This is a genomic window from Psychromonas sp. (genome assembly GCF_983033635.1).
Genome location: NZ_CEZLMY010000011.1, coordinates 17,077 through 38,805 on the forward strand (window position 1 = coordinate 17,077; position 21,729 = coordinate 38,805).

Genomic DNA, 21,729 nt, shown 5'->3' on the forward strand with positions numbered 1-21,729 from the left:
TCGCGGCAATTACAGATAAGGATTCACCGCTTTTCACTTTGTGAATAGAAGCGGGCTTGCGACTTGCTGTTTGAGTTTTAGAGACAGCAGCTATTTCTATACGATCACCCGGAATATTAATCTTCTGGCCTATCGCCAATGATGTTGAACGGAGGTTATTGAATTTTTTCAAGGCTGTGCTTGTCGTCGCGTATTTGGCTGCAATCACAGATAACGATTCACCGCGTTTAACTTGATGGACTCGCGTTTTTTGTGGTGCGCGTGCAACCTGCCGTACGGGATCTTGTTTCACCACTAACTGGTAGTCAGGTGGAATTTTTATAACCTGACCAATACGTAACGAGTTGGATTTCAGATTGTTATACGCTTTCAAGTTTTTCGAAGTAACACTATAACGCGCAGCTAAAACAGATAAAGATTCACCACTGCGTACTGTATGTTTGATAGCACGCTTTTTCTGCGCAAACAAAGTATCTTGCGGTGGTGCTTGTGTGAAGTGTTTATAAATGCCTTGAAACACGGCATTGGCTATTTTATTTTGGTGGGCTGATTTATTTAATAACTTTTCCTCAGCACGGTTAGTAATAAAACCCGCCTCGACCAAAATAGAAGGAATATCGGGTGATTTTAATACTGCTAAACTAGCATGAACGGGTTTTTTCTTATGTAGTTTGGTAACTTGTTTTAACTCTTTAACCACCAAATCACCAACGTGATAACCCACGTCCATGGCATTACCCATCGACATATCTAGAAACATTTCCGTTAAAAATGGCACACTGCTCGAATCTTGAATCAAATCTCCCGCACCACCTAGCAGTTCGGAATGTGCTTCATGTTTTTCCATCCATCGCCCGAGTTCGGTGGTTGCTCTGCGGTTTGATAATACCCAAACGGATGCGCCATGAGGTCGGCTTGAAGTAAAGCCGTCAGCATGAATTGAAACCAGAAAGTCAGCTTTCCCCTTACGCGCAATCGCTGAGCGTTTATTCAAATTCACAAAATAATCACCAGTGCGAACTAAAAAAGCACTCATTCCTTTTTGCTGATTAATTCTCTTTTGTAATCGCTTGGCTATTTCCAAAGTAACTTTTTTCTCGTAGGTATATTTACCTAATGCCCCGGGGTCATCCCCACCATGTCCTGCATCAATGGCAATAAGAATATCCCGCCCGACAGAGACTGAAGGAAATTGTTTTTTAGGTTTTAAAGTGGGTTTGCTCACTAACTGGTTATGCGGCAAGTCGAGAACTAAACGGTGACCATAAGGTTTTGCAGGGGGCAAAGTGAATATTTTTGCCTGACTGGCTTTATTTAAGTCGACCACTAATCGATAAGTGCCTTTTTGGCCACTGGCACTTTCACGCAAGTTATTAACTAAAGGTCCGTCATTGGCGATTTTCTTTAAATCAATTTTACTGACTGTTGATTTAAGATCGACAACCACACGGTCAGGGTGTTTTAAATAATGGATTTCATAATTTGGTTTGCTTGAAAGATCTAAAACAACACGCGTATTATCCGGCGAAGGCCATGCTCTCACACCTTTTAATTGATTAGTTTGTGCGCCACTTGCAAGTGTAAATAACCCTGCCACACACAAAGTAAGCAAAAACAGAGAACGGATAAAAAGTCGTGTTGTTAATTTCATAATTTATTTAAAACTCGTAATCCAATATCAGTGTTTGCCCGTAGCTCAATGATGCGCTGCTGATCGACATAAGAAAGTGTTAAGTCAATATCAGCTTGCGGTAAAATCCCTTCACCACGCTCAGGCCATTCCACCAGGCAATGGCTAGTCTCAGTGAAGTAATCTCGAATACCCATAAATTCAAGCTCTTCAGGATCCCCCAAACGGTATAAATCAAAATGGTAAACTTGCCAATCTGCTAACTCATAAGGTTCAACCAAGGTATAAGTGGGACTTTTTACATTACCCACATGACCCAAACCTTGGATAAAGCCACGTGTTAAGGTCGTTTTACCCGCACCTAAATCACCATGCAAATAGATACAAACGGGCTCATCACAAGCCGCACTTAATCGGCCACCAAAAGCGACCGTCTGATCGGCATCTACTAATTTTTCTTTAAACAAATCAAACATTATGGATTTACTAATTTCCTGATATAAGGGAACAGATCACTGGCCAATAAACCGCGTTCATCTTGTCCTGCAGCTAAATCGGCTGCTTGACCATGGATGCACACCGCAAGCGTTGCAGCTTGCTGCGAGTTTAAGCCTTGGGCTAATAAACCACCTATAATACCAGAAAGCACATCCCCCATGCCACCACTTGCCATGCCCGGATTACCCACATTCGCCACATAGATCTGTTTACCGTCACAAATTAACGTTCCGGCACCTTTTAAAATCACAATACCACCAAAACTACGTTGCAAATTACGCACCGCACTAAAACGATCACCTTCAACTTTGCTAATCGAACAACCTAGTAAATTGGCAGCTTCCCCCGGGTGCGGCGTTAGAATCCAACTGTCTTTCCAGGCGGGTCTGTCTACCAGTAAATTTAAACCATCAGCATCAACCACGGTCGGCAAATCACTTGCTAAAATAAAATCTAAGAGCATTTTTGCCCAATCATCTTTCCCCAGTCCAGGACCAATCACTAAATTAGTTGCCCAATCACGAATCGCACTGTCATCTATCTTTTGCAGATCAAAAGCTTCCAGCATTAATTCCGGGCGGCCAGCAATCACTGCCAGCTGATTTTCCTGGCGTGTTAATACTTTCACTAAACCCGATCCTGTTCGTAAAGCAGCCTCTGCAGCTAAACGAACTGCCCCAGGCATCCCGATATTGCCGCCTAATAGCAATGTTTTACCAAAAAAACCTTTATGGCTGGTACGGCTGCGTTGCGTTAAACAATATCGCATATCTTGATAGGTAACACGTAATACGTTGCTCGGACATATAGAGGTAAACTGCTCGGTAATACCCAGTCCTGAAAAATAGATTTGCCCGCAATTTTCCGCAGCCCGACCAGTAAAGAGCCCCTGTTTTAAACCAACAAAACTAATGGTGGCATCCGCTTTTACCGCAACATCGCTGATTGCTCCCGTATCAGAATTCAGACCAGAGGGAATATCGATACTCAAAACGGGTTTCTTGGTTTGATTGATTTTATAAATCAAACGCTGATATTCCGCTCGCACAGTGCCTGACAAACCTGTACCCAATAATGCATCCACAATCACATCTGCTGTTTCAAAGTCTGCTTGCTCGATACCGTCAATCACACCTTGTTCGATTCTCCATGCATTTCTAGCCTGTGCCGCATCCCCCGTTAAATCAGCGGGATCACCCATTTGGCAAAGCTGCACAGACAACCCCGCATCTTTCGCAATAGCAGCAAAGACATAACCATCTCCGCCGTTATTGCCTTTGCCCGATAAAACCAATACATGTTTTACATCAGGAAAACGCGTTTTAAACACTTGATAACAAGCTTCTCCGGCACGCTTCATCAAACCATATAAGGTCGTTCCAGCTAACTCTGCAGCTTCACCTTCAAAATCTTTGATCTGCTGAGCACGGTATAAAGAATGTGGTAAACTGCATTTGGTTTTTATCTGATCAGAAAGCATAGTTATCGTCCTATTGAGAGTACAAATGACAAGTCCTACAAATATAGTTGAAAGCTCTTCAATTAAAAATAATCCAAAAATTGATCAACTCGATTTAGTTACACTGTCTGAAAATATCAAACTGTGGGGCAAAGCTCTAGGTTTTCAGGAAGTGGGTATCGCAGATATCGATCTCAAACAACATGAAGAGCAATTACAACAGTGGTTAGATAAAAAATACCATGGTGAAATGGACTATATGGAAAAACACGGAATGAAACGAGCACGCCCGGATGAACTTCATCCCGGCACACTGCGCGTGATTTCTGTGCGTATGGATTACCTGCCTGAAAATGCATCATTTGCACACACTTTAAAAGACAAAAACAGTGCTTATATCAGCCGTTACGCATTGGGCCGTGATTACCACAAAGTATTACGCAAAAGACTCAAACAGTTAGGACAAAAAATTGAACAGCAGGTCGGTCAGCTTGGATATCGCCCTTTTGTGGATAGCGCGCCGGTATTAGAACGCCCTCTTGCAGAAAAAGCCGGGCTTGGCTGGGTAGGCAAACACTCACTTTTAATTGATGCAAAAGCTGGTTCTTGGTTTTTTATCGGCGAATTAATGGTTGATCTGCCTTTACCTGTTGATCAAGCTGTCGACAATCAATGTGGCCAGTGTGTTGCCTGTTTAAAAATTTGCCCGACCCAGGCGATAGTCGCTCCCTATATTGTTGATGGCCGTCGTTGTATCTCTTATCTCACTATCGAACTGCAAGGCGCAATTCCGGTTGAGTTTAGAAAAGCAATTGGTAACCGCATTTATGGCTGTGACGACTGCCAGTTAATTTGTCCTTGGAACCGTTTTGCCAATACCACCCAAGAAGATGACTACCAGGCCCGCCATCAACTCGAAAAGCAGCCGTTATTGGATCTGTTTAGCTGGACTGAGTCTGAATTTTTAAGCAATACAGAAGGCTCCCCCATCCGCCGTATCGGTTATCAGCGTTGGTTACGAAATATCGCGATTGCGTTAGGCAATGCCCCGTCAAGTGAAGCCGTGGTGGCAGCTTTAAAAAACAGACTATCCAGTTGTGAGTCTGAACTGTTAAATGAGCATATAGAGTGGGCACTGGCACAGCATAAAAAGCAAATCCCAATCGTCAATGAACGTCTTAACCTGCGCTTGATCAAAGCGATAGAAAAAGGTCTGCCGCGAGATGCTTAATAACAAAATTCGGTGATTGCTCATAATTTTTTATATTATTCACAACAATTTAGGCGTTTATTTCCCTTTAACTTGACAGAAATGCCATTGTCGAAAAAACTTATAGTAATGCTATTTATACCCAAGTATCTTGGATATAAATCTCTGTCAGCCACAGCTTGGAGGTTTTATGATCGCCGTACTTTTTCGTTGGGAAATCAAACCTGGATATGAACAATCTTTTAAAGAGGGTTGGTCTGAAATCATCCACCGCAATATTGAAAAATATGGGGCACTTGGATCTCGTTTACACAAAACAAAAAATAACCAATGGTTATCTTACAGTCAATGGATCAGTGAAGAGCATTTTTATAGCGCGCAGAATTTACAAGACAAACATGAAGAAGCTCGTATTAAAATGATCTGCGCCATTAGCAAAGCTTACGATCCCATTGTGATGGTGCCAATTCTGGATCACTTAATGGCAACGGAACTAACACAACCGCAACTGCTGCCCTAATTATAAGGATAACGGTTACAATCGTTATCCTTTCTTAAAAATAAACAGACGTATCCAATATTTTCAATTATCCTGTTCATCCCACATTTTCTCAGCATACAGGAACTTCGATTATGAGTGACCAATTAGACGACCAGCAAATCAAAACAATTCAACAATATGATGCGCAGAAGCGTTACTCCTATCTGCTCAAAGAAGTTGTGAAAAATGCACAAATTTGGTTACTGGTTGATGAACACGGTTGTGTGATGCTCAATACTGAGGATGAAGATTGTGTACCTGTTTGGCCAAATAAAGAGTTTGCGCAAGCCTGGGCAACTGAGGAGTGGTCACATTGCAACGCAGAAGCAATTTCACTGGAAAAATGGCATAACCGTTGGACACATGGTTTAGAAGATGATGAGTTAGCGATTGTAGTTTTTCCGGATCAAAACAGTGAAGGTCTGATCTTCTTTCCTGATGAATTTGATTTTGAACTGCAACAACAAGCTAAAAAAAGTGCACATAAAAAACGCTAATAAAAGCACATCCTAAAAGAAACCTGATAGCTGTTTTATCGGGTTTCTTCTATAAAGACACCTCAAGGTTAACCCGGCAGATCAATTAAAACAATCTCGCAGTCCGTTAATGCCTTTACCGTTAAGACATCTATATCTGTCACTTCTGCGCCATCTCCTTGGTTAAGGTAAACAGCTTGCTGCACCTCTTTGCTGGAAATTTCAAACTCTCCTTGTGATGCTAACAGGTAAGCTTGCTCAATAATCTTATGCTTAATTTCTGTGCCCTGCTTTAAACGGCCTGCAAAAAACCGCGCTTTCTGATGAATAAACAACGCCTTCTCTTTGTCACCGGCAAACCCTGAAACTAACAAAGGTAAGTGCTCAGTCACAGGCTTGAGCGGGAATTTTTGTGTTTCCCATCGAGGCTGCGCTTCAGGCTTATTGGTTTCTATCCAAATTTGGTAGAGGATTAAAGGCGATGAACCTAAATTATATTCACAATGCATAATTCCCGTACCGGCGCTCATCACTTGAATTTCACCCGCTTTTGTTTGTCCTTTGTTGCCTTCACTATCTTGATGAGAAATAGCTCCGCTACGGATATAACTAATTATTTCCATATTTTTGTGCGGATGCGGATCAAACCCGTAACCCGGTTTTATAAGATCATCATTAATCCCCCGTAACTTGCCAAAGCCCATCCGCTTGGCATTATAATAATTTGCGAAACTAAAATGAAAACGGCTTTTTAACCAGCCGTGATCTGCAGTGCCCAGATCAAAATAACTAATATGCTTAATCATCACCTTCCCCTCAAACTCTTGCCGCTATAAATGATCGCGATTATGCGGTTCTGCAAAATTCAGATCAGGCCCTAACGGCACAATACCGGTCGGGTTGATTGAAGTATGGCTGCTGTAATAATGGGTTTTAATATGATCCATATTGACCGTTTCTTTAATACCGGTCATTTGATACAGGTCGCGAAGATAACCACTGATATTAGTAAACTCACTGAGTTTTTGACGATTACATTTAAAATGACCGTGATATACCGCATCAAAACGCACTAAGGTGGTAAACAAACGCCAATCGGCTTCGCTGATTTTATCTGCGAGTAAATAACGTTGTTTTGCTAAACGAGCTTCTAACCAGTCTAATGTACTGAACAGTTGTAAATAGGCTTTTTCATAAGCTTTTTGTGTGCTGGCAAAACCTGCTCGGTACACGCCGTTATTAATATCCTTATATATACGTGCATTAACATTTTCAATTTCAGAGTGTAATTCAGCGGGATAATAATCATCCTTATTACCCGTTAATTCATTAAATGCGCTATTAAAAATTCGGATAATATCGCTGGACTCATTATTAACTATGGTTTGTGTTTTTTTATCCCACAAAACCGGCACAGTAACGCGCCCCTGATAATTTTTATCGCCTTTTAAATACAGCTCAAACAGATGGGCAAACTGATATAACTCATCCCCCGGCTTCGAAAAAGACCAGCCTTCAGCTAACATTTCCGGTAGCACAATGCTTACCGATATATGCGCTTGTAGCTGTTTTAATTGCCGGAAAATCAGTGTGCGATGCGCCCATGGGCATGCGAGTGATACATAGAGGTGATAACGCCCGGATTCTACTTGGTATTGACTGCCCGCTTTATTGGAAATTGTATTTCGATACTGGCTTTCCTGGCGGATAAATTCACCATCACTGTCTGCGGTGTCATACCATTGATCAACCCACTGACCCTTTATAATTAATCCCATAATATGAACCTTATAAGTTATGCATCTGCTTTTAGAATGTCGCTTGCTATAACTACAGTATACGAATTGATTATTTTTAAATAAGGCATTAAATTAATGCTATATGTTCAAATTATTTGAATGATTATTTTTCTTTCCGTCATAAGTGAGTTTCAGATGTCACAGCAGCCTATAACCCTTGAAGCGATCACCGTACTTGATGCCATCGATAAACGCGGCAGTTATGCGTCGGCGGCCGAATTACTTAATAAGGTCCCCTCTGCGCTCTCTTATATAGTGCAAAAATTAGAGGAGCAGTTACAAGTCACCATTTTTCAAAAGCAGGGAAGACGCTCAGTATTAACCCCCGCCGGAAAAAACCTGCTTAAAGAGGGACGATTGATTCTTGAGGCTGTGCAGAGACTGACGGTAAAAACCCAAACCATTGCCAATGGTTGGGAGCCTAAATTAAATATTGCGATTGACTCAATATTACAAAGCAATGTTATTTTTTCGGTATTTAATGACTTTTTAAAACTGCATCCCAATATTGAGATGGATATTAGTGAAGAGATAATGAATGGCGCATGGGAATCTTTGGTGGATGATAAAATAGATATGATCATTGGCGCATCAAATCCAATCCCCAAACAAAAAGGTATTCAAACCTTACATCTCTGCGATTTTGATCCTGTCTTTGTTGTCAATCCAGGGCATCCATTAAACAGACATCAGAAACCATTAAGCCATGAAGTGATCGCCAAGTACCGCGCTGTCGTCGCGCACGATACCGCGCGGCAATGGGTGGCCAATACCAACGCGGTAATCAGTGAAGATAAATACTTTTATGTGCCAAGCCTGGAATACAAAATTAACGCGCAATTAGCAGGTATCGGTTGTGGTTTTTTACCGCGTCAGCGTATTCAAAAATATTTAGACAGTGGGGAATTAATTGAATTGCAGATAGAGCAAGATTACCAGCCTGCGCCTTTATATTTAGCGTGGAAAATCGTTAATCAAGGCAAGGCATTAAAAACTATTCGTGAAATGTTGATTGCCAGAAAAACAGAGATTAGGTGTTAAAAAGGTATATACCCATGTTACTTCAAGATGCAAAATCAGCAAGCTAATAAAGCGAGGCTTTGCAGGAGATAATTGTACCTGCCTCAATCATAGTGATTTTAATCATCGCAGTAGCAGCTGTTTATTACCTAGTGCTAAAACTCTCTGCTAAAATGATACCAGCACAGAGTTGCAGGTCGTGATTTGCAAGATCAAGCAATAGTTAAAAACATCACAACAATTCACCAGAACAGATAACACCTTAAAGAGTAAAAAATGAATAAAAACGCCAGCCTGCCATCAGTGAATTATAAATAGGAATATCCATGCTCTCCATTTTTGACATCTATAAAATCGGCATTGGCCCGTCAAGTTCACATACTAATGGCCCTATGATTGCGGGTTATCAGTTTGCTTTAGCGATTAAAAATCAATTAACATCTGTTAACGAAATAAAGGTCGATCTGTTTGGTTCGTTAGCGCTAACGGGCAAAGGCCACCACACAGATAAAGCTGTTATCTTAGGTTTATTAGGTTTTCAACCCGATACGATTAAAACAAAAAGTGCCAACCAACTTTTTGCTAACTGCATAGATACATTAACCTTACCTGTTTTAAATAAGCAGAATATTAATTTTGATGTGCAAAAGCATATTCAGTTTCACTCCGAAAACCTTCCTCTTCATGAAAATGGTATGTCCATTAGCGCATTTGATAAGCAAGGCAGAGAGCTATTCACTGAAATATATTATTCAATTGGTGGCGGCTTTATTAAAACTGCATCTCAATTACAGAATACTCAAAGTGAACAGGACAACACGAGCCTGCCCTTTGCATTTAATTCGGCGACAAGTTTATTAAATCAAGCCGATGCTTCAGGTTTAAGTATCGGCGCTTTAATTCAAAAAAATGAGCTGGTTTTTCGCACGGCAGAAGAGTTGGATCAAAAAACCGATCAGATATGGAAAGTGATGTCTTTATGTCTGCAACGCGGTTTGCAGACCGAAGGTTTGCTGGATGGCGGACTAAATGTGGTGCGTCGCGCGCCTGCATTATTAAAAACGCTACAGGCCAATCAGGCAATTGATAGCGATCCTATGACCATTCTTGACTGGGTAAATCTATATGCTTTTGCTGTCAGTGAAGAAAACGCTGCCGGCGGACAAGTTGTTACTTCGCCAACCAATGGTGCTGCCGGTGTTATTCCTGCCGTATTAATGTATTACCATAAATTTATTCGTGAACTGGATACTAAACAGCTTAAAGACTTTTTAGCGGTTTCTGCCGCCATTGGCATGCTTTATAAAAAGAATGCCTCTATTTCAGGTGCAGAGGTCGGTTGTCAGGGTGAAATAGGCGTTTCATCATCAATGGCTGCCGCTGGGTTAACAGCGATTCGTGGTGGTAGTAATGAGCAGATTTGTATTGCAGCTGAAATTGCCATGGAACACTCACTTGGTATGACTTGCGATCCGATCGGCGGTTTAGTGCAAATCCCCTGCATTGAACGTAATGCGATGGGCGCAGTCAAAGCAATAAATGCTTCGCGCATGGCACTTAAAAGAAACAGTAAGTCACTTATCTCACTCGATAAAGTGATAGATACCATGTTTCAGACAGGTAAGGATATGAATAAAAAATACCGGGAAACATCACTCGGTGGATTGGCGGTAATTCATCTTGCTCCGCCGTGTGAGTAGAGCGCAAAACAGTCACCAGCAGGTTAAAGCTGGTGGCCTGTTTTAAGTTTGAATATTAGTTTATCGCAATTAATTCAACATCAAAAATCAGTAATGAACCGGCAGGAATTTTACCCACACCACGATTTCCGTAAGCTAAATTACTTGGGATATAAAAGCGGAATTTATCTCCCTCAACCATCAACTGCACACCTTCAGTCCACCCCGGAATAACTTGATTCAGGCCAAATGAGATTGGCTCGCCACGATCCACTGAACTATCAAAGACAGTGCTGTCGATTAACGTACCGTGATAATGCACTTTAACATTGCTATTTGCCGTTGGATGTACAGTGCCTTCACCTTTTGTTAATACTTTATATTGCAGACCAGACTCAGTGCTTTGCACACCTTCCTGCTGTGCATTTGCAGCAAGAAATTCAACACCTATTTGAATGTTTTGCGGTGCATTTTTGTTACTGGTAAAACGTTGGAAAATAAAAAACAGAACAACTAATATCAGGGCGATTATTATAATTTTTGGCACAATACAGACCTTATTAATTAAATTTAAAAACTGACTTTACTAAATTTACATGCATAGTGAAATGGTTAATTCCTTTACAAAACAGGTTGTGCTTATTAACCCCGCCATTAACAACAGATCTTCGGAATATCTGACCATCTGCTGGTATATTGCGGGGTTAAAAATTCACGGCGCATAGCCCATTTTTGATCTATACCCTGGGCGGCTAAAAACAGACTATCCGTTCCATATTTCTGATTGATCTGATCCAACACAGGCATACATTTATTGCCACTAGAGGGGGCATTAAACAGTTCCAACTGCTGATTTTTTTCACTGCTTAAATTCAATAAACCCACCCCGATTTTGTAATATTGGATACCAGCTTGAAACAGTGTTTTTGATGCCTGACCGATTATTTTTGTCAGCTCAGTTGTATCATTAGTGGCAGGTTTAAAATGATGAATAAATTTAAAACTACGTGGCGTTTTATCAAATGGGCTGTTACTTGCAAAAGCCATTAACGTACCACATAAAGAACCTTGCAAGCGCGCTTTAGCGGTGGCAATAGCAAGGTGTTTCGCTAATGCCTGCTGCAGCGAATCATGATCATTGATACGTTTTCCCACACTTCTGCTTGAAAATATCTGCAGTTTATCTGCGCGTGCAGCATCCCAGCTTTGGCATACTTCACCATTTAACTCGCGAATAGTACGTTCGATTCCCACATTAAAATTAGCGGGTAAGCGCTGGGGATTAAGTGCGGCTAACTGCGCGATATTATAAATGCCCATTTGCTGTAGTTTCAAAGCGGTTTTTCGGCCAATGCCCCACACATCACCCGCCTTTAACTGCTTAAAAATCTGCTGCTTTTGCAGCTGATTATCAAGCAAACAGACGCCTTGATATTCAGGCAGTTTTTTAGCAGCGTGGTTAGCCACTTTGGCTAAGGTCAGCGTTTCACCGAGCCCCACGCAAACGGGTAAACGTGTTTCTTTCCAAATTGCTTTTCGCAAACGCTGCGCATGCTCAAGCAAACAAGGCACGCTAGCTCGGCATTGATCAAAAGCTAAAAAGGATTCATCAATCGAATAGATATGCTGCTCGGGTGCAAAACGGCCGATCACCTGCATCATTTTACTGGAAAGATCCGCATACAATTCATAATTGGAGGAGCAAACAATAATGCCTTGTTTTTCACATAACTCACGCGCTTTAAAATAGGGTTGAAATTTTTTAATGCCCATTGCAATCGCCTGCTTATTAGCAGCCACAATACAACCGTCATTATTGGATAAAACAATAACAGGTCTACCCCGCCACTCCGGGCGAAACACCTGCTCAGCGCTGCAGTAAAAGGAGTTCGCATCCACTAAAGCAAACATTATTACCAATTACCCCGTTGAGTCTGCATCATTTATTCACAAGCAAGTGGCTTGCTCGATGACAGCGAATAGAGCGAATAACCACACCTTCAATGCTGAATTGATCGTGACTGGTGATCTGCACATCCTGATTTTTTTTATTTGCAGAAAGTAATAATCGCCGCTGTGTATCTAATATTTTACAAATAAATTCACCATTAAAATTCGCTACAATCACATCCTGGTTTTTAACTTGCAGATGCCTGTCCACAATTAAAATATCCCCATTAAAAATGCCCACGCCACGCATCGAGTCACCATCGGCTTGACCGATAAAGGTAGCACTCGGATGCTCAATAAGCAGTTCATCCAAACTTAAAGGAAGTTGTTTATATTCACTGGCAGGACTTTCAAAACCAGTAATACCCGCACTGGCGGTTATCGGAATAACTTTCATATCTATTTACACACCACTAGAACTGTTTATTTACACAGTGTTAATTGTAGCGTGAATAAGTTTTAAAGCAATCGTAGATCTTAGGTAATGTTAAGCATGGATCGCAGCGCGGCGATGAAATTAAACAGTTACTTATTGATTTACCATAAGTATCTAATTGAATTGTGAATAGCTACAAACTCTGGATCTATCAGATCCTTAGCTTCGCGACTAAAATAATAGATAAAACTGTTAACTTCATGAGGCCGATAATGAATAGAGAGCAGATAAAAAAGCAAAAAGAGATTATGTATGCGGCAAAAGTGTCAGATATTCTAAATAAGAACTGGTCTATTAAAGGGAGTGATAATGAGCGCGCATTCCCTGATTTGATTGTAACGGACAGTGACGGCACCTTCGGTCTTGAAGTCACAGAGGTCTATTCAGATATAGAAAAAAAAGGTTCCGCCAAGAAAAAGCACGAAGGCTTCAATAAACATAAAATGAGAGCAATCAGTCGTGATTACTACAAAAATTGTCCCATCCCATTGATGGTTAAAATTAGCGGAAACATAGACAATAGAGAAAAAATAGTTAGCGTGCTGACAAATTTAGCTAAAAAACTCGAACATTTCGAGTCTCGTGAGGTGAAAATTGAAAACAATACTAAGTTGTACATTCAGCGTTTAACGGATGATTTTAAATCATATCAAAGGTGGGTACATATAGATGACCATATTGGTTTTGCTCGCCATCTAAAGGCCAAATACTTATTAGAGATTATTAAAGGTAAAGCAGATAAACTTCCTAAGTATAAGACTAACATTAATGATATTTCATTATTGCTGGTAATTGATCCTTTATATAATTCCGGAAAAACGCTATATGACGGCCTTCAACTAGACTCCTGCGGTTTTAAGGATATATACCTTTTACGCTACCCGGAATGCGTGCAAAAAATAACTGTTAATAAAAAAAGATAAGATCGCCGGATGCGCGGCAGTAACCTGCACTTTTATCTGTTAAGCGAATACTAACCATAATGCGACGCCCAGCATCAGGCTACCAGCAACCCTATTCATAATCATAACATTGCCACGCTGTTGTAACAGATTGCGCAGGGTACGCCCACCTGTTGCGTAAAGCAGCATACAGATCAACTCAAAACACAAGATGACAGCAATTAGGATGGTGGCCTGCGGATGCAGTGGCTGGCTGGCATCAATAAATGGCGGCAACAGTGAGATCATAAATGCCCAAGCTTTCGGATTGGCGATAGCGGTAATAAAACCTTGGCTAGCAAGCGACAATGGCGCGATATTTACCTGAATCGCAAAATTTTCAGGAATGGCCATTTTACCGCGTGAACGCCACATCTGCATACCCAGATAAAACAGGTAGGCCCCACCCAGGTATTTCAGAGCAAGGAACATATTAGGACGAGCCAGTAAGATAGTTGCTACGCCGATCAATGCTGACATGCAAACAAGCGCCACACCAACTAATTCACCTGCAATCATCCACAGGCTGCGACGAACGCCAATTGTCATTCCTAAGGTCATAGCGAGCGTCATACAAAGCCCGGGCGTGGCAGATACAGCGAAGAAAGTAGGTATAAACAGTATCAGAACAGAAGTATCCATCAAGGCTCCATTTTAAATATATATCCGCAAAACGAAGAACAGTGTAATTGCTAATCTTCTACAGTCAACAAGCTATCTCAGAACAACCCGCATTACCAAATCTAAATTTAAAAGAGGCCCGCAGGAACAATATAGATGGATCCTGGCAACTTATATCTATTAGCGAAACCGCTGGGAATTAAAGTAAACCTCGATTTTATTGAATTTACTTTAACGCTACTGCTTTGCAAAAAAATTAAGAAAGGTTAAAGTCAGGCGAGTAAGGATCCGCCATTTAATTTTTATTTCAAAAAGCAAAGCACAATACACGAGCTGACGACATTAATAAGGCATAACCATGAAAGAGCAACAAGCTAATACGCTAGAAACAGCGACAAAAAAATGGGGGCCAGAAGAAAAAGCGACTTGGTTTTGCAAGCAAAAAATTCAACGCTCTTATCATAACAAGGTGGTTACAAGACTTGCGCCTCTAAGAGAAAGCTTTGAAGTCGTGCAATATGGCGAACTTATTTATGCGCCGAATAGATACTGGCTTTATATCGTCAAAACCCGCGCATGGGATAATAGCAAACCAACCATCTTGATAACGGGAGGTGTTCATGGCTATGAAAGCAGCGGCATCCATGGTGCCATACGTTTTCTTGAAAAAGAGGCATTAAACTATTCGGAAAAGTTCAACCTTGTTGTCGCACCATGCGTTAGTCCATGGGGATATGAGACGATTAATCGCTGGAACCCGCAGGCAATAGATCCGAACAGATCTTTCTTTGATGCCAGCCAGTCTCAAGAATCAGCCAGTTTGATGAAATATATAGCATCACTAAATACAGAGATTACTGCGCATATCGATTTGCATGAAACGACAGATAGTGACAACAGCGAATTTAGGCCCGCATTAGCGGCTAGAGATGCAGTGCAACATACGATATGGAATATCCCTGATGGCTTTTATCTGGTCGGTGATAGTGAAAATCCTGTGCATGATTTTCAACGTGCAATTATAAATTCGGTAAAAAAAGTGACGCATATAGCACCGCCGGATAATGACGGTAAAATAATTGGAGAGCTTCTTGCGCAGCAGGGTGTCGTTAATTATTCATGCAGGAAATTGGGGCTTTGCACCGGCTTTACTAATGGACTTTACTCAACAACCACTGAGGTCTACCCAGATAGCCCAAAGGTCACAGAGCAGGATTGTATCAATGCCCAAGTTGCAGCCATAACGGGTGGCCTTGATTATATAATTAATTATCACAGCGGAGCGGAGTAATTATCTAACTGATTTCGTGTTCTATTTTCACAAATGCGTTCTCCAATAACCGTGTGTTTCAAGACCACAAGCAGACTGGGACCTGGGATCTCCCAATAAACAGATTGAGGTGAGGAAAGATAAGGCACTGTTGACTGGACAGCCGTTCTCTTTACCTGTTAAAAAGTTTGTATCTTCGCGCTTAACCCCTAATGAATCTTCAACTTTTAAAGCATTTATTATTGGCAAAGATTGCATGACTCAACCATAGTTGTAGCAAGCTTAACGCTGGCTCTCAATTATTGATTGGAGAATGTAAATGCCCAATCTCAATCTGCATTTTATGGTTAGCATATCACTGCTTACTGTGATGCTTTTCAGTTTGTCTGCGCACTCAGTGGAAACTGCCCAAAAGAGTCTTGCACAGAAGTGGATCTCTGATGAATTTCAACCATCGACTTTAAGTCAAGGCGAGCAAATGCAGGAGATGAATTGGTTTATTGAAGCCAGTAAACCCTATCAGGGAATGGAGATCCGTGTTGTATCCGAGCGGATTGCCACACACTGGTATGAAGCAAGTGTGCTTGCCAAAGCTTTTTTTGAAATTACCGGTATTCATGTTGTGCATGAGTTAACCGGTGAAGATGATGTGATTAAAAAACTATCCGCGCAGATTTTAACGCAGCAAAATATTTACGATGCTTATATTAATGATAGCGATCTTATCGGCACTCACTTTAGATCCAATGCTGTTCTTCCTCTTTCGGACTTTATCAAGGAACAAGGGGCAAATGTCACTTTACCCAGTTTAGATCTGCAGGACTTTATTGGACTTAAATTTACCACCGGCCCCGATGGTAAGCTATATCAACTGCCGGATCAGCAATTTGCCAATCTATATTGGTATCGGCATGATTGGTTTAATCGTGAAGACTTTAAAAAACGTTTTAAATCCCGCTATGGTTATCAGCTTGGTGTACCGCAAAACTGGCAGGCATATGAAGATATCGCAGAGTTTTTCAGTGAAGATATTAAAGAGATTGATGGTCAGCGTGTCTATGGTCATATGGATTATGCCAAAACGGATCCTTCACTTGGCTGGCGCATGTCAGATGCCTGGTTTTCGATGGCAGGTGTTGGCGATAAAGGCTTGCCGAATGGCCTCCCCGTTGACGAATGGGGAATAAGAGTTGAACAATGCCGTCCTGTCGGTGCAAGTGTTGAACGCGGTGGAGCGCTAAATAGTCCTGCCGCCATTTATGCTGTTGATAAATTTAGAGACTGGTTAAATAAATACGCCCCTGAGCAGTCAATCGATCTTAATTTCACGCAAGCTGGTGAATGGGCAGGGAAAGGTATCATTGCTCAGCAGATATTCTGGTATACCGCTTTTGTTGCCAATCTCACTAAACCGGGTTTAGCAGTTATGAACCTTGACGGAACACCTAAATGGCGGGTAGCACCGTCTCCCGTTGGAAAATATTGGCAAGCTGGTATGAAGTCGGGTTATCAGGATGCGGGAGCATGGACATTACTAAAAAATACCCCGTTAAAACGTCAGCAGGCAGCCTGGCTTTATGCACAGTTTGTTGTATCTAAAACCGTCTCACTTAAAAAAACCTTAGTGGGTTTAACACCGATCCGTTTATCCGATATTGAATCAGATGTGATGAGTGAACAAGCCCCCTATCTTGGTGGCTTAGTCGAATTTTACCGTAGCAGTGGCCGTGATATCTGGACGCCAACGGGAACAAATGTACCGGACTACCCTGGGCTTGCTAACTATTGGTGGCAATATATCTCACTGATTATTGAGGGGAAAGTGTCGACACAGAAGGGAATGGATAACTTTGCAGCCGCAATGGACAGACAGTTCGCACTAATGGGTGAGCGCACGGATATGAAATGCGCACCCAAATTAAATCCTCTTGCAAGCAAAGAGTTTTGGTTTAATCAAGCAGGTGCACCGAAACGTATCATAATAGATAAGGCTGTAGGTCATACTCTTCCTTATGAGGAGGCTATCAATGTATGGAAGTAACGAAGCCCAGTGTGATATAGCAGCAAAATTTGAGATGATAAAAAGGTTTTCTGCTGTTTGCTTACACGCGATTGCGCTTTGCTTTATTTTATATTTATCGCTATATGCAAGCACTTCACGGGCTGAGAAAATCCAGATCTTAACCTATGAAGAATCGCCATATGCAGTGATGGTGGGTAAAACTCAGAAAGGTTTATTGGTTGATATGCTTAGGGAGATGTTTTCTCGTAGCGACTTGCAATATAAACTGCGCTTTATCCCCTTAAAACGAGCGATTATTACTGTAGAGCGGAAGCCCGGCTACTGTGTCTTACCCATTGTTCGTAGCCAAGAGCGTGAAGCCAATTTTCAATGGATAAGCCCTGTGCTTGTATCCCGTTATGGTTTATATAGTCAGGAGAGCCTCTCCATTCCGCTGATCACCTTAAGTGATGCAAAGGCATATAAAATTGGAAGTTTTCTTGGTAGTGGTATTGGCGAGTATTTAATTGATCTGGGATTTGATGTGGAACTGACAACCCTGAGTGCGCAGAATTTACAAAAATTAAAACGAGGGCGATTTGAACTTTGGGCTGCGGATTTAATAAGTGCGCGAGAGCTGATGCAAAAACAGGGCGTAATTTTCGGTCAACCTGAACTGGTTTTCTATACCTCCGTTCGCGCGATGGCCTGCAATAGAGAAGTGCCTGTTGAACAGATAAGAAAACTGGAAACTGCCTTGACTGCAATGTACCGTGATGGCTATATGAAGCAACTCTATCTTGAATATGGAGTGGATATATAGAAAGCAAATAGTAAAAAATCCGATGAGTAAACTCTATCGGATTTTTATTTACAACTTAAAAAAGAGGCTTATGTTTACATTGCCTGACGATAAATTTCAGTAATTTCAGCATGAGTCGCTTGAATTGGATTAGTAAATCCACATGCATCTTTTAACGCATTTTCCGAAAGAACATCGAAATCTTCTTCTTTAACACCTAGATCTTTAAGACCGGCTGGAATACCAACAGCAGTAGAAAGCTCTACAATTGCAGCTAATGCCGCATCAGCACCTTCTTCATTAGATAGGTTTTCTACATCTGCGCCCATCGCTTTTGCTACATCTTTCAGGCGAGCCGGAGATACTTTTGCATTGAAACGCTGTACATGAGGTAACAATACTGCATTACAAACACCGTGTGGTAAGTCATAAAAACCACCTAGTTGGTGCGCCATCGCATGTACATAACCAAGCGAAGCATTATTGAATGCCATTCCAGCCATAAATTGTGCGTATGCCATCTGTTCACGAGCTTCAATGTTCTGGCCGTCGTTAACAGCAGTGCGCAGACTTTGCTGAATAATTTCAATTGCTTTAATCGCAACGGCATCTGTTATTGGCGTAGCAGCAACTGAAACGTAAGCTTCAACTGCATGAGTCAATGCATCCATACCTGTTGCCGCTGTTAATGATGCAGGTTTTGCAAGCATCAGCTCGGGATCATTTACAGACATAAGCGGTGTTACATTTTTATCAACAATTGCCATTTTGATATGACGAGCTTCATCAGTAATAATACAAAAACGAGTCATCTCAGATGCAGTACCAGCAGTGGTATTGATTGAGATAAGCGGCAGTTGTGGTTTTGGTGATTGATCAACACCTTCGTAATCAGAAATTTCACCACCATTTGCAGCAACAAGTGCGATACCTTTTGCACAATCATGTGGAGAACCACCACCAAGTGAAATAATGAAATCACATTGATTCTCTTTTAAAATCTTTAAACCAGCTTCTACATTACCGATAGTCGGGTTAGGCTGTGTACCATCAAATACAACCGTTTTCACGGCGCTTGCCGCTAATAAATCTGAAACTTGTTTTACCATTCCGATACTGCTCAAAATTTTATCGGTAACGATTAAGCCTTGTGTAAAGCCTTGCGATTTAATACTCGCTACAGCATCAACTAAACAACCCGCACCCATTAAATTAACAGTTGGCATAAAAAAAGCAGAACTCATAAGTAACCTCTAAATTATTGTGAATATTATTGATAAATGATTGATAAATAAATTTTTTTAATCTCGCTGCAACGCTCAAAAACATCCAAATATTTTCCTGATTACATACGGCCCCAACTATTTTTGTGAGGCATTAATATGGCAGTCCCAATAAAGATGGTGATTTCTATTTTCCACATAAGAATTTAAGCGACATTCCTTAAACTTTGTGAGAGAATAAAAACCACACCCAACCAATTGAAACTAAAGTAATTTTAATTTCACCACCTGGCTGAGCTTTATGGGTGTTCAGGCAAACTTTTGTAAAATGCTGACACCTTGTGCTTTGATTAACTGAAATCAGTTTATTTATTAAACCCTACAAAAAATGTGAGCTATAGCAATAGAATCATAATAAATAGCTACTTTCAAAACCCGCTTACAAAATGTGTTGTTACCTTTGTATGACACCTCCCGAGCGTAAATGACATTTAAGTTATAACAACATTGGTTTTTGTAAGGCTCTATATTATTCAGATTCGGCAGAAACGCATAGCTGACTTTGTAACTCTTCCTGCATTGCTGTTGAAATAAAAACAACAGCTCATCTCATAGAAAGATAACAAGATATAAAACAATAAGTTAGGAAGAATGGGCGGGGGCTGTTTGATGGCAGTGTTTAAAGAGAGGTAATCGCTCTGTTTACGCTACTTAGCGCGTTATAATTGTCACTCTTCGGTACAATTAGAGGTTATTATGGCAACTGTTTAGAATATAACCGAATAATCAAAATAGTTGCCATTTTAAGTTTGCCTAAATCAGTTGAGAAACTAATAAAAAGCAACCAAAAGTAAAACTTGCCACTAAAGCAATTTGCCCACCAGCAGCTTGATAATGTACACCTTGCAGTAATGATTCAAATTTAATCGACCTAACTTGCTGCACCATCGCCATCGGCACAAAAATAGCCAGAAAGACAAGTATGATACCCGCATAACCTAATACACTAATAAACTGTTCTTTAGCCCATAATGCCCCCATAAGCGGAAGAAAAAATGTCATCAGGAAGGTCACCAACTTGTTTTTATTAAACAGGTCACTGTTCTGATCAAACAATGACATAGCGACCCCAAGGAATGACGTCAATAAAGCAAGACCTGTAAATAAAGATAAAATCGGACCAAGGTTAGGGTAGCGCAGTGCAAGTACAGCAATTAACTCTGATACATTAGAAAAACTCACAAGTTGCTCAACAGGCAGGTTGCCAACCACTGCATAAAGCCAAAGCAGGTAACACAATAGTGGAATCGACGCGCCAATAACGACCATATTTCTTAACTGCTTATGTGTTGCTTCGCTGTTGTACTTCACCACTGAAGGCACTACGACCATAAAACCAAAACTGGTAAACAATACCGAACTATTTTTGATCAGCTCCACTTTGCTATCGTTATTAACCAGATAGAAATTAGCAAATGAGATATTGGGTATCAGATAAACTAAGGTAATAGCCAGTACAATAATCATTATAAAAAACAGTACCCGATTAAGCTTATCAACCATTGCCGTACCTTGTGCCACAAATGCACCAGTAAACACAGTGAATAAGATCTGGCTTTGTATCAAGCTCAAATCAAGACTATAACTGTTCAATACCTGCTGCAGCAGATCACCCGCACTCACTATATATGCAATCATTAAGCAGGTAACCAAACAATACAGCAGCGCATTTGTTATCAACTGACCTTTTTTACCTAAGGTTTTACGGGCGATACTATTCATGCCAATACCACCACCGGATTTAACCGTCGCCTCAAGCAATAACAGCGCGGCATAACTAGTACCAAACCAGATAGCCAGCATTAATAGCGTGCCCCAAAGTAAACCAAACTGCGCTAATACCATAGGGATAGCAAGCATGCCGGCACCTAATGCCGTACCTGCAATAAGTAGGGTTCCCCCCGTTAATTTTAAATTCAAAAGATCTGCCTTATAAGTTGTATTACTGCGTCAAAATATTAAATACCAGGTACGCAAAAGTTAGATTGCTATTGCTAGCAACCGATTAAATCCTGAATCCATTCAGATTGGTTTTAAATATGAAGTTAACGCTTAATCACATACTAGGTAGCGCTTCAAATTGATTAGGAGTGACATCATAAAACAGCAATG

General features: G+C 41.0%; 20 protein-coding genes. 9 read left to right on the forward strand and 11 right to left on the reverse strand.

The features are described 5' to 3' along the window. The 3 genes from AC4GME_RS02725 to AC4GME_RS02735 form a co-directional block, all read right to left on the reverse strand. Window positions 1-1,651: N-acetylmuramoyl-L-alanine amidase (locus AC4GME_RS02725; RefSeq protein ID WP_490378991.1), on the reverse strand; the 1,651-nt coding region annotated here is incomplete at its 3' end. Continuing rightward, window positions 1,648-2,106 carry a tRNA (adenosine(37)-N6)-threonylcarbamoyltransferase complex ATPase subunit type 1 TsaE gene (gene tsaE, locus AC4GME_RS02730; protein ID WP_490376084.1) on the reverse strand — a complete coding sequence of 153 codons (459 nt, stop codon included), beginning with the start codon at window positions 2,104-2,106 and terminating at the stop codon, window positions 1,648-1,650. The genes AC4GME_RS02725 and tsaE, both read right to left, overlap by 4 nt. Next, window positions 2,106-3,608, reverse strand: coding sequence for an NAD(P)H-hydrate dehydratase (locus tag AC4GME_RS02735; protein WP_490376085.1), 1,503 nt, complete (start codon window positions 3,606-3,608; stop codon window positions 2,106-2,108). Before AC4GME_RS02735 ends, tsaE begins: the two co-directional genes overlap by 1 nt. A gap of 25 nt (window positions 3,609-3,633) precedes the next feature. On the opposite strand from AC4GME_RS02735, the gene queG reads away from it, so the two are divergent. The 3 genes from queG (at window position 3,634) to AC4GME_RS02750 (ending at window position 5,835) form a co-directional block, all read left to right on the forward strand. Further along, window positions 3,634-4,818: a tRNA epoxyqueuosine(34) reductase QueG gene (gene queG, locus AC4GME_RS02740; protein WP_490376086.1), complete on the forward strand. Its 1,185-nt coding sequence runs from the start codon at window positions 3,634-3,636 to the stop codon at window positions 4,816-4,818. Window positions 4,819-4,987: 169 nt separating this feature from the next. Next, window positions 4,988-5,317: an antibiotic biosynthesis monooxygenase family protein gene (locus AC4GME_RS02745; protein ID WP_490376087.1), complete on the forward strand. Its 330-nt coding sequence runs from the start codon at window positions 4,988-4,990 to the stop codon at window positions 5,315-5,317. A 113-nt stretch (window positions 5,318-5,430) separates the two neighbouring features. Further along, window positions 5,431-5,835, forward strand: coding sequence for a DUF2750 domain-containing protein (locus tag AC4GME_RS02750; RefSeq protein ID WP_490376088.1), 405 nt, complete (start codon window positions 5,431-5,433; stop codon window positions 5,833-5,835). Between the two features lie 68 nt (window positions 5,836-5,903). On the opposite strand, the gene AC4GME_RS02755 is transcribed toward AC4GME_RS02750, so the two are convergent. Both AC4GME_RS02755 and AC4GME_RS02760 read right to left on the reverse strand, forming a co-directional pair. Next, window positions 5,904-6,620, reverse strand: coding sequence for a pirin family protein (locus AC4GME_RS02755; RefSeq protein WP_490376089.1), 717 nt, complete (start codon window positions 6,618-6,620; stop codon window positions 5,904-5,906). 24 nt (window positions 6,621-6,644) lie between these two features. Beyond that, window positions 6,645-7,592 carry a glutathione S-transferase family protein gene (locus tag AC4GME_RS02760; protein ID WP_490376090.1) on the reverse strand — a complete coding sequence of 316 codons (948 nt, stop codon included), beginning with the start codon at window positions 7,590-7,592 and terminating at the stop codon, window positions 6,645-6,647. 156 nt (window positions 7,593-7,748) lie between these two features. Here AC4GME_RS02760 and AC4GME_RS02765 point away from each other — a divergent pair, with 156 nt between their 5' ends. Together AC4GME_RS02765 and AC4GME_RS02770 are read left to right on the forward strand one after the other, a co-directional pair. Beyond that, complete coding sequence (locus AC4GME_RS02765; protein ID WP_490378992.1) at window positions 7,749-8,654, forward strand: LysR substrate-binding domain-containing protein; 906 nt, start codon at window positions 7,749-7,751, stop codon at window positions 8,652-8,654. A 305-nt stretch (window positions 8,655-8,959) separates the two neighbouring features. Next, a complete protein-coding gene (locus tag AC4GME_RS02770) occupies window positions 8,960-10,333 on the forward strand; it encodes an L-serine ammonia-lyase (RefSeq protein WP_490375667.1) in 1,374 nt (457 codons plus the stop codon). Window positions 10,334-10,388: 55 nt separating this feature from the next. On the opposite strand, the gene bamJ is transcribed toward AC4GME_RS02770, so the two are convergent. The 3 genes from bamJ to AC4GME_RS02785 all read right to left on the reverse strand — a co-directional run bounded on the left by bamJ (window position 10,389) and on the right by AC4GME_RS02785 (window position 12,659). Continuing rightward, on the reverse strand, window positions 10,389-10,841 hold the full coding sequence (bamJ, locus tag AC4GME_RS02775; RefSeq protein WP_490375711.1) for a BamJ family beta-barrel-assembly machinery protein: 453 nt from the start codon (window positions 10,839-10,841) through the stop codon (window positions 10,389-10,391). A gap of 125 nt (window positions 10,842-10,966) precedes the next feature. Further along, window positions 10,967-12,223, reverse strand: a complete 1,257-nt coding sequence (locus tag AC4GME_RS02780) for a Y-family DNA polymerase (RefSeq protein WP_490375668.1) — start codon at window positions 12,221-12,223, stop codon at window positions 10,967-10,969. 28 nt (window positions 12,224-12,251) lie between these two features. After that, window positions 12,252-12,659 carry a LexA family protein gene (locus AC4GME_RS02785; protein ID WP_490375669.1) on the reverse strand — a complete coding sequence of 136 codons (408 nt, stop codon included), beginning with the start codon at window positions 12,657-12,659 and terminating at the stop codon, window positions 12,252-12,254. Window positions 12,660-12,910: 251 nt separating this feature from the next. On the opposite strand from AC4GME_RS02785, the gene AC4GME_RS02790 reads away from it, so the two are divergent. Further along, a complete protein-coding gene (locus tag AC4GME_RS02790; protein WP_490375670.1) occupies window positions 12,911-13,621 on the forward strand; it encodes a hypothetical protein in 711 nt (236 codons plus the stop codon). Window positions 13,622-13,660: 39 nt separating this feature from the next. Here AC4GME_RS02790 and AC4GME_RS02795 read toward each other — a convergent pair whose 3' ends face one another. After that, window positions 13,661-14,281 carry a LysE family translocator gene (locus tag AC4GME_RS02795; RefSeq protein ID WP_490375671.1) on the reverse strand — a complete coding sequence of 207 codons (621 nt, stop codon included), beginning with the start codon at window positions 14,279-14,281 and terminating at the stop codon, window positions 13,661-13,663. 337 nt (window positions 14,282-14,618) lie between these two features. Here AC4GME_RS02795 and AC4GME_RS02800 point away from each other — a divergent pair, with 337 nt between their 5' ends. The 3 genes from AC4GME_RS02800 to AC4GME_RS02810 all read left to right on the forward strand — a co-directional run bounded on the left by AC4GME_RS02800 (window position 14,619) and on the right by AC4GME_RS02810 (window position 18,355). Continuing rightward, entirely contained in the window at window positions 14,619-15,551 is a 933-nt protein-coding gene (locus AC4GME_RS02800; RefSeq protein WP_490375672.1) for a M14 family metallopeptidase, read from the forward strand. Window positions 15,552-15,849: 298 nt separating this feature from the next. Next, complete coding sequence (locus AC4GME_RS02805; protein ID WP_490375673.1) at window positions 15,850-17,571, forward strand: ABC transporter substrate-binding protein; 1,722 nt, start codon at window positions 15,850-15,852, stop codon at window positions 17,569-17,571. Continuing rightward, window positions 17,558-18,355: a substrate-binding periplasmic protein gene (locus tag AC4GME_RS02810; RefSeq protein ID WP_490375674.1), complete on the forward strand. Its 798-nt coding sequence runs from the start codon at window positions 17,558-17,560 to the stop codon at window positions 18,353-18,355. Before AC4GME_RS02805 ends, AC4GME_RS02810 begins: the two co-directional genes overlap by 14 nt. Window positions 18,356-18,429: 74 nt before the next feature. Here the strand turns inward: AC4GME_RS02810 and yiaY are convergent, their stop codons facing one another. Together yiaY and AC4GME_RS02820 are read right to left on the reverse strand one after the other, a co-directional pair. Continuing rightward, window positions 18,430-19,578: an L-threonine dehydrogenase gene (gene yiaY, locus AC4GME_RS02815; RefSeq protein ID WP_490375675.1), complete on the reverse strand. Its 1,149-nt coding sequence runs from the start codon at window positions 19,576-19,578 to the stop codon at window positions 18,430-18,432. Window positions 19,579-20,370: 792 nt separating this feature from the next. Beyond that, window positions 20,371-21,537: an amino acid permease gene (locus AC4GME_RS02820; RefSeq protein ID WP_490375676.1), complete on the reverse strand. Its 1,167-nt coding sequence runs from the start codon at window positions 21,535-21,537 to the stop codon at window positions 20,371-20,373. Window positions 21,538-21,729: the final 192 nt, after the last annotated feature.

Coding starts and splice junctions, on each gene's coding strand:
- AC4GME_RS02795 (WP_490375671.1), bottom strand. CDS start 14,281: ATGGATACTTCTGTTCTGATACTGTTTATACCTACTTTCTTCGCTGTA.
- AC4GME_RS02750 (WP_490376088.1), top strand. CDS start 5,431: ATGAGTGACCAATTAGACGACCAGCAAATCAAAACAATTCAACAATAT.
- AC4GME_RS02810 (WP_490375674.1), top strand. CDS start 17,558: ATGTATGGAAGTAACGAAGCCCAGTGTGATATAGCAGCAAAATTTGAG.
- AC4GME_RS02765 (WP_490378992.1), top strand. CDS start 7,749: ATGTCACAGCAGCCTATAACCCTTGAAGCGATCACCGTACTTGATGCC.
- AC4GME_RS02745 (WP_490376087.1), top strand. CDS start 4,988: ATGATCGCCGTACTTTTTCGTTGGGAAATCAAACCTGGATATGAACAA.
- yiaY (WP_490375675.1), bottom strand. CDS start 19,578: ATGAGTTCTGCTTTTTTTATGCCAACTGTTAATTTAATGGGTGCGGGT.
- AC4GME_RS02735 (WP_490376085.1), bottom strand. CDS start 3,608: ATGCTTTCTGATCAGATAAAAACCAAATGCAGTTTACCACATTCTTTA.
- AC4GME_RS02760 (WP_490376090.1), bottom strand. CDS start 7,592: ATGGGATTAATTATAAAGGGTCAGTGGGTTGATCAATGGTATGACACC.
- AC4GME_RS02805 (WP_490375673.1), top strand. CDS start 15,850: ATGCCCAATCTCAATCTGCATTTTATGGTTAGCATATCACTGCTTACT.
- AC4GME_RS02785 (WP_490375669.1), bottom strand. CDS start 12,659: ATGAAAGTTATTCCGATAACCGCCAGTGCGGGTATTACTGGTTTTGAA.
- AC4GME_RS02755 (WP_490376089.1), bottom strand. CDS start 6,620: ATGATTAAGCATATTAGTTATTTTGATCTGGGCACTGCAGATCACGGC.
- AC4GME_RS02770 (WP_490375667.1), top strand. CDS start 8,960: ATGCTCTCCATTTTTGACATCTATAAAATCGGCATTGGCCCGTCAAGT.
- queG (WP_490376086.1), top strand. CDS start 3,634: ATGACAAGTCCTACAAATATAGTTGAAAGCTCTTCAATTAAAAATAAT.
- AC4GME_RS02800 (WP_490375672.1), top strand. CDS start 14,619: ATGAAAGAGCAACAAGCTAATACGCTAGAAACAGCGACAAAAAAATGG.
- tsaE (WP_490376084.1), bottom strand. CDS start 2,106: ATGTTTGATTTGTTTAAAGAAAAATTAGTAGATGCCGATCAGACGGTC.
- AC4GME_RS02790 (WP_490375670.1), top strand. CDS start 12,911: ATGAATAGAGAGCAGATAAAAAAGCAAAAAGAGATTATGTATGCGGCA.
- AC4GME_RS02780 (WP_490375668.1), bottom strand. CDS start 12,223: ATGTTTGCTTTAGTGGATGCGAACTCCTTTTACTGCAGCGCTGAGCAG.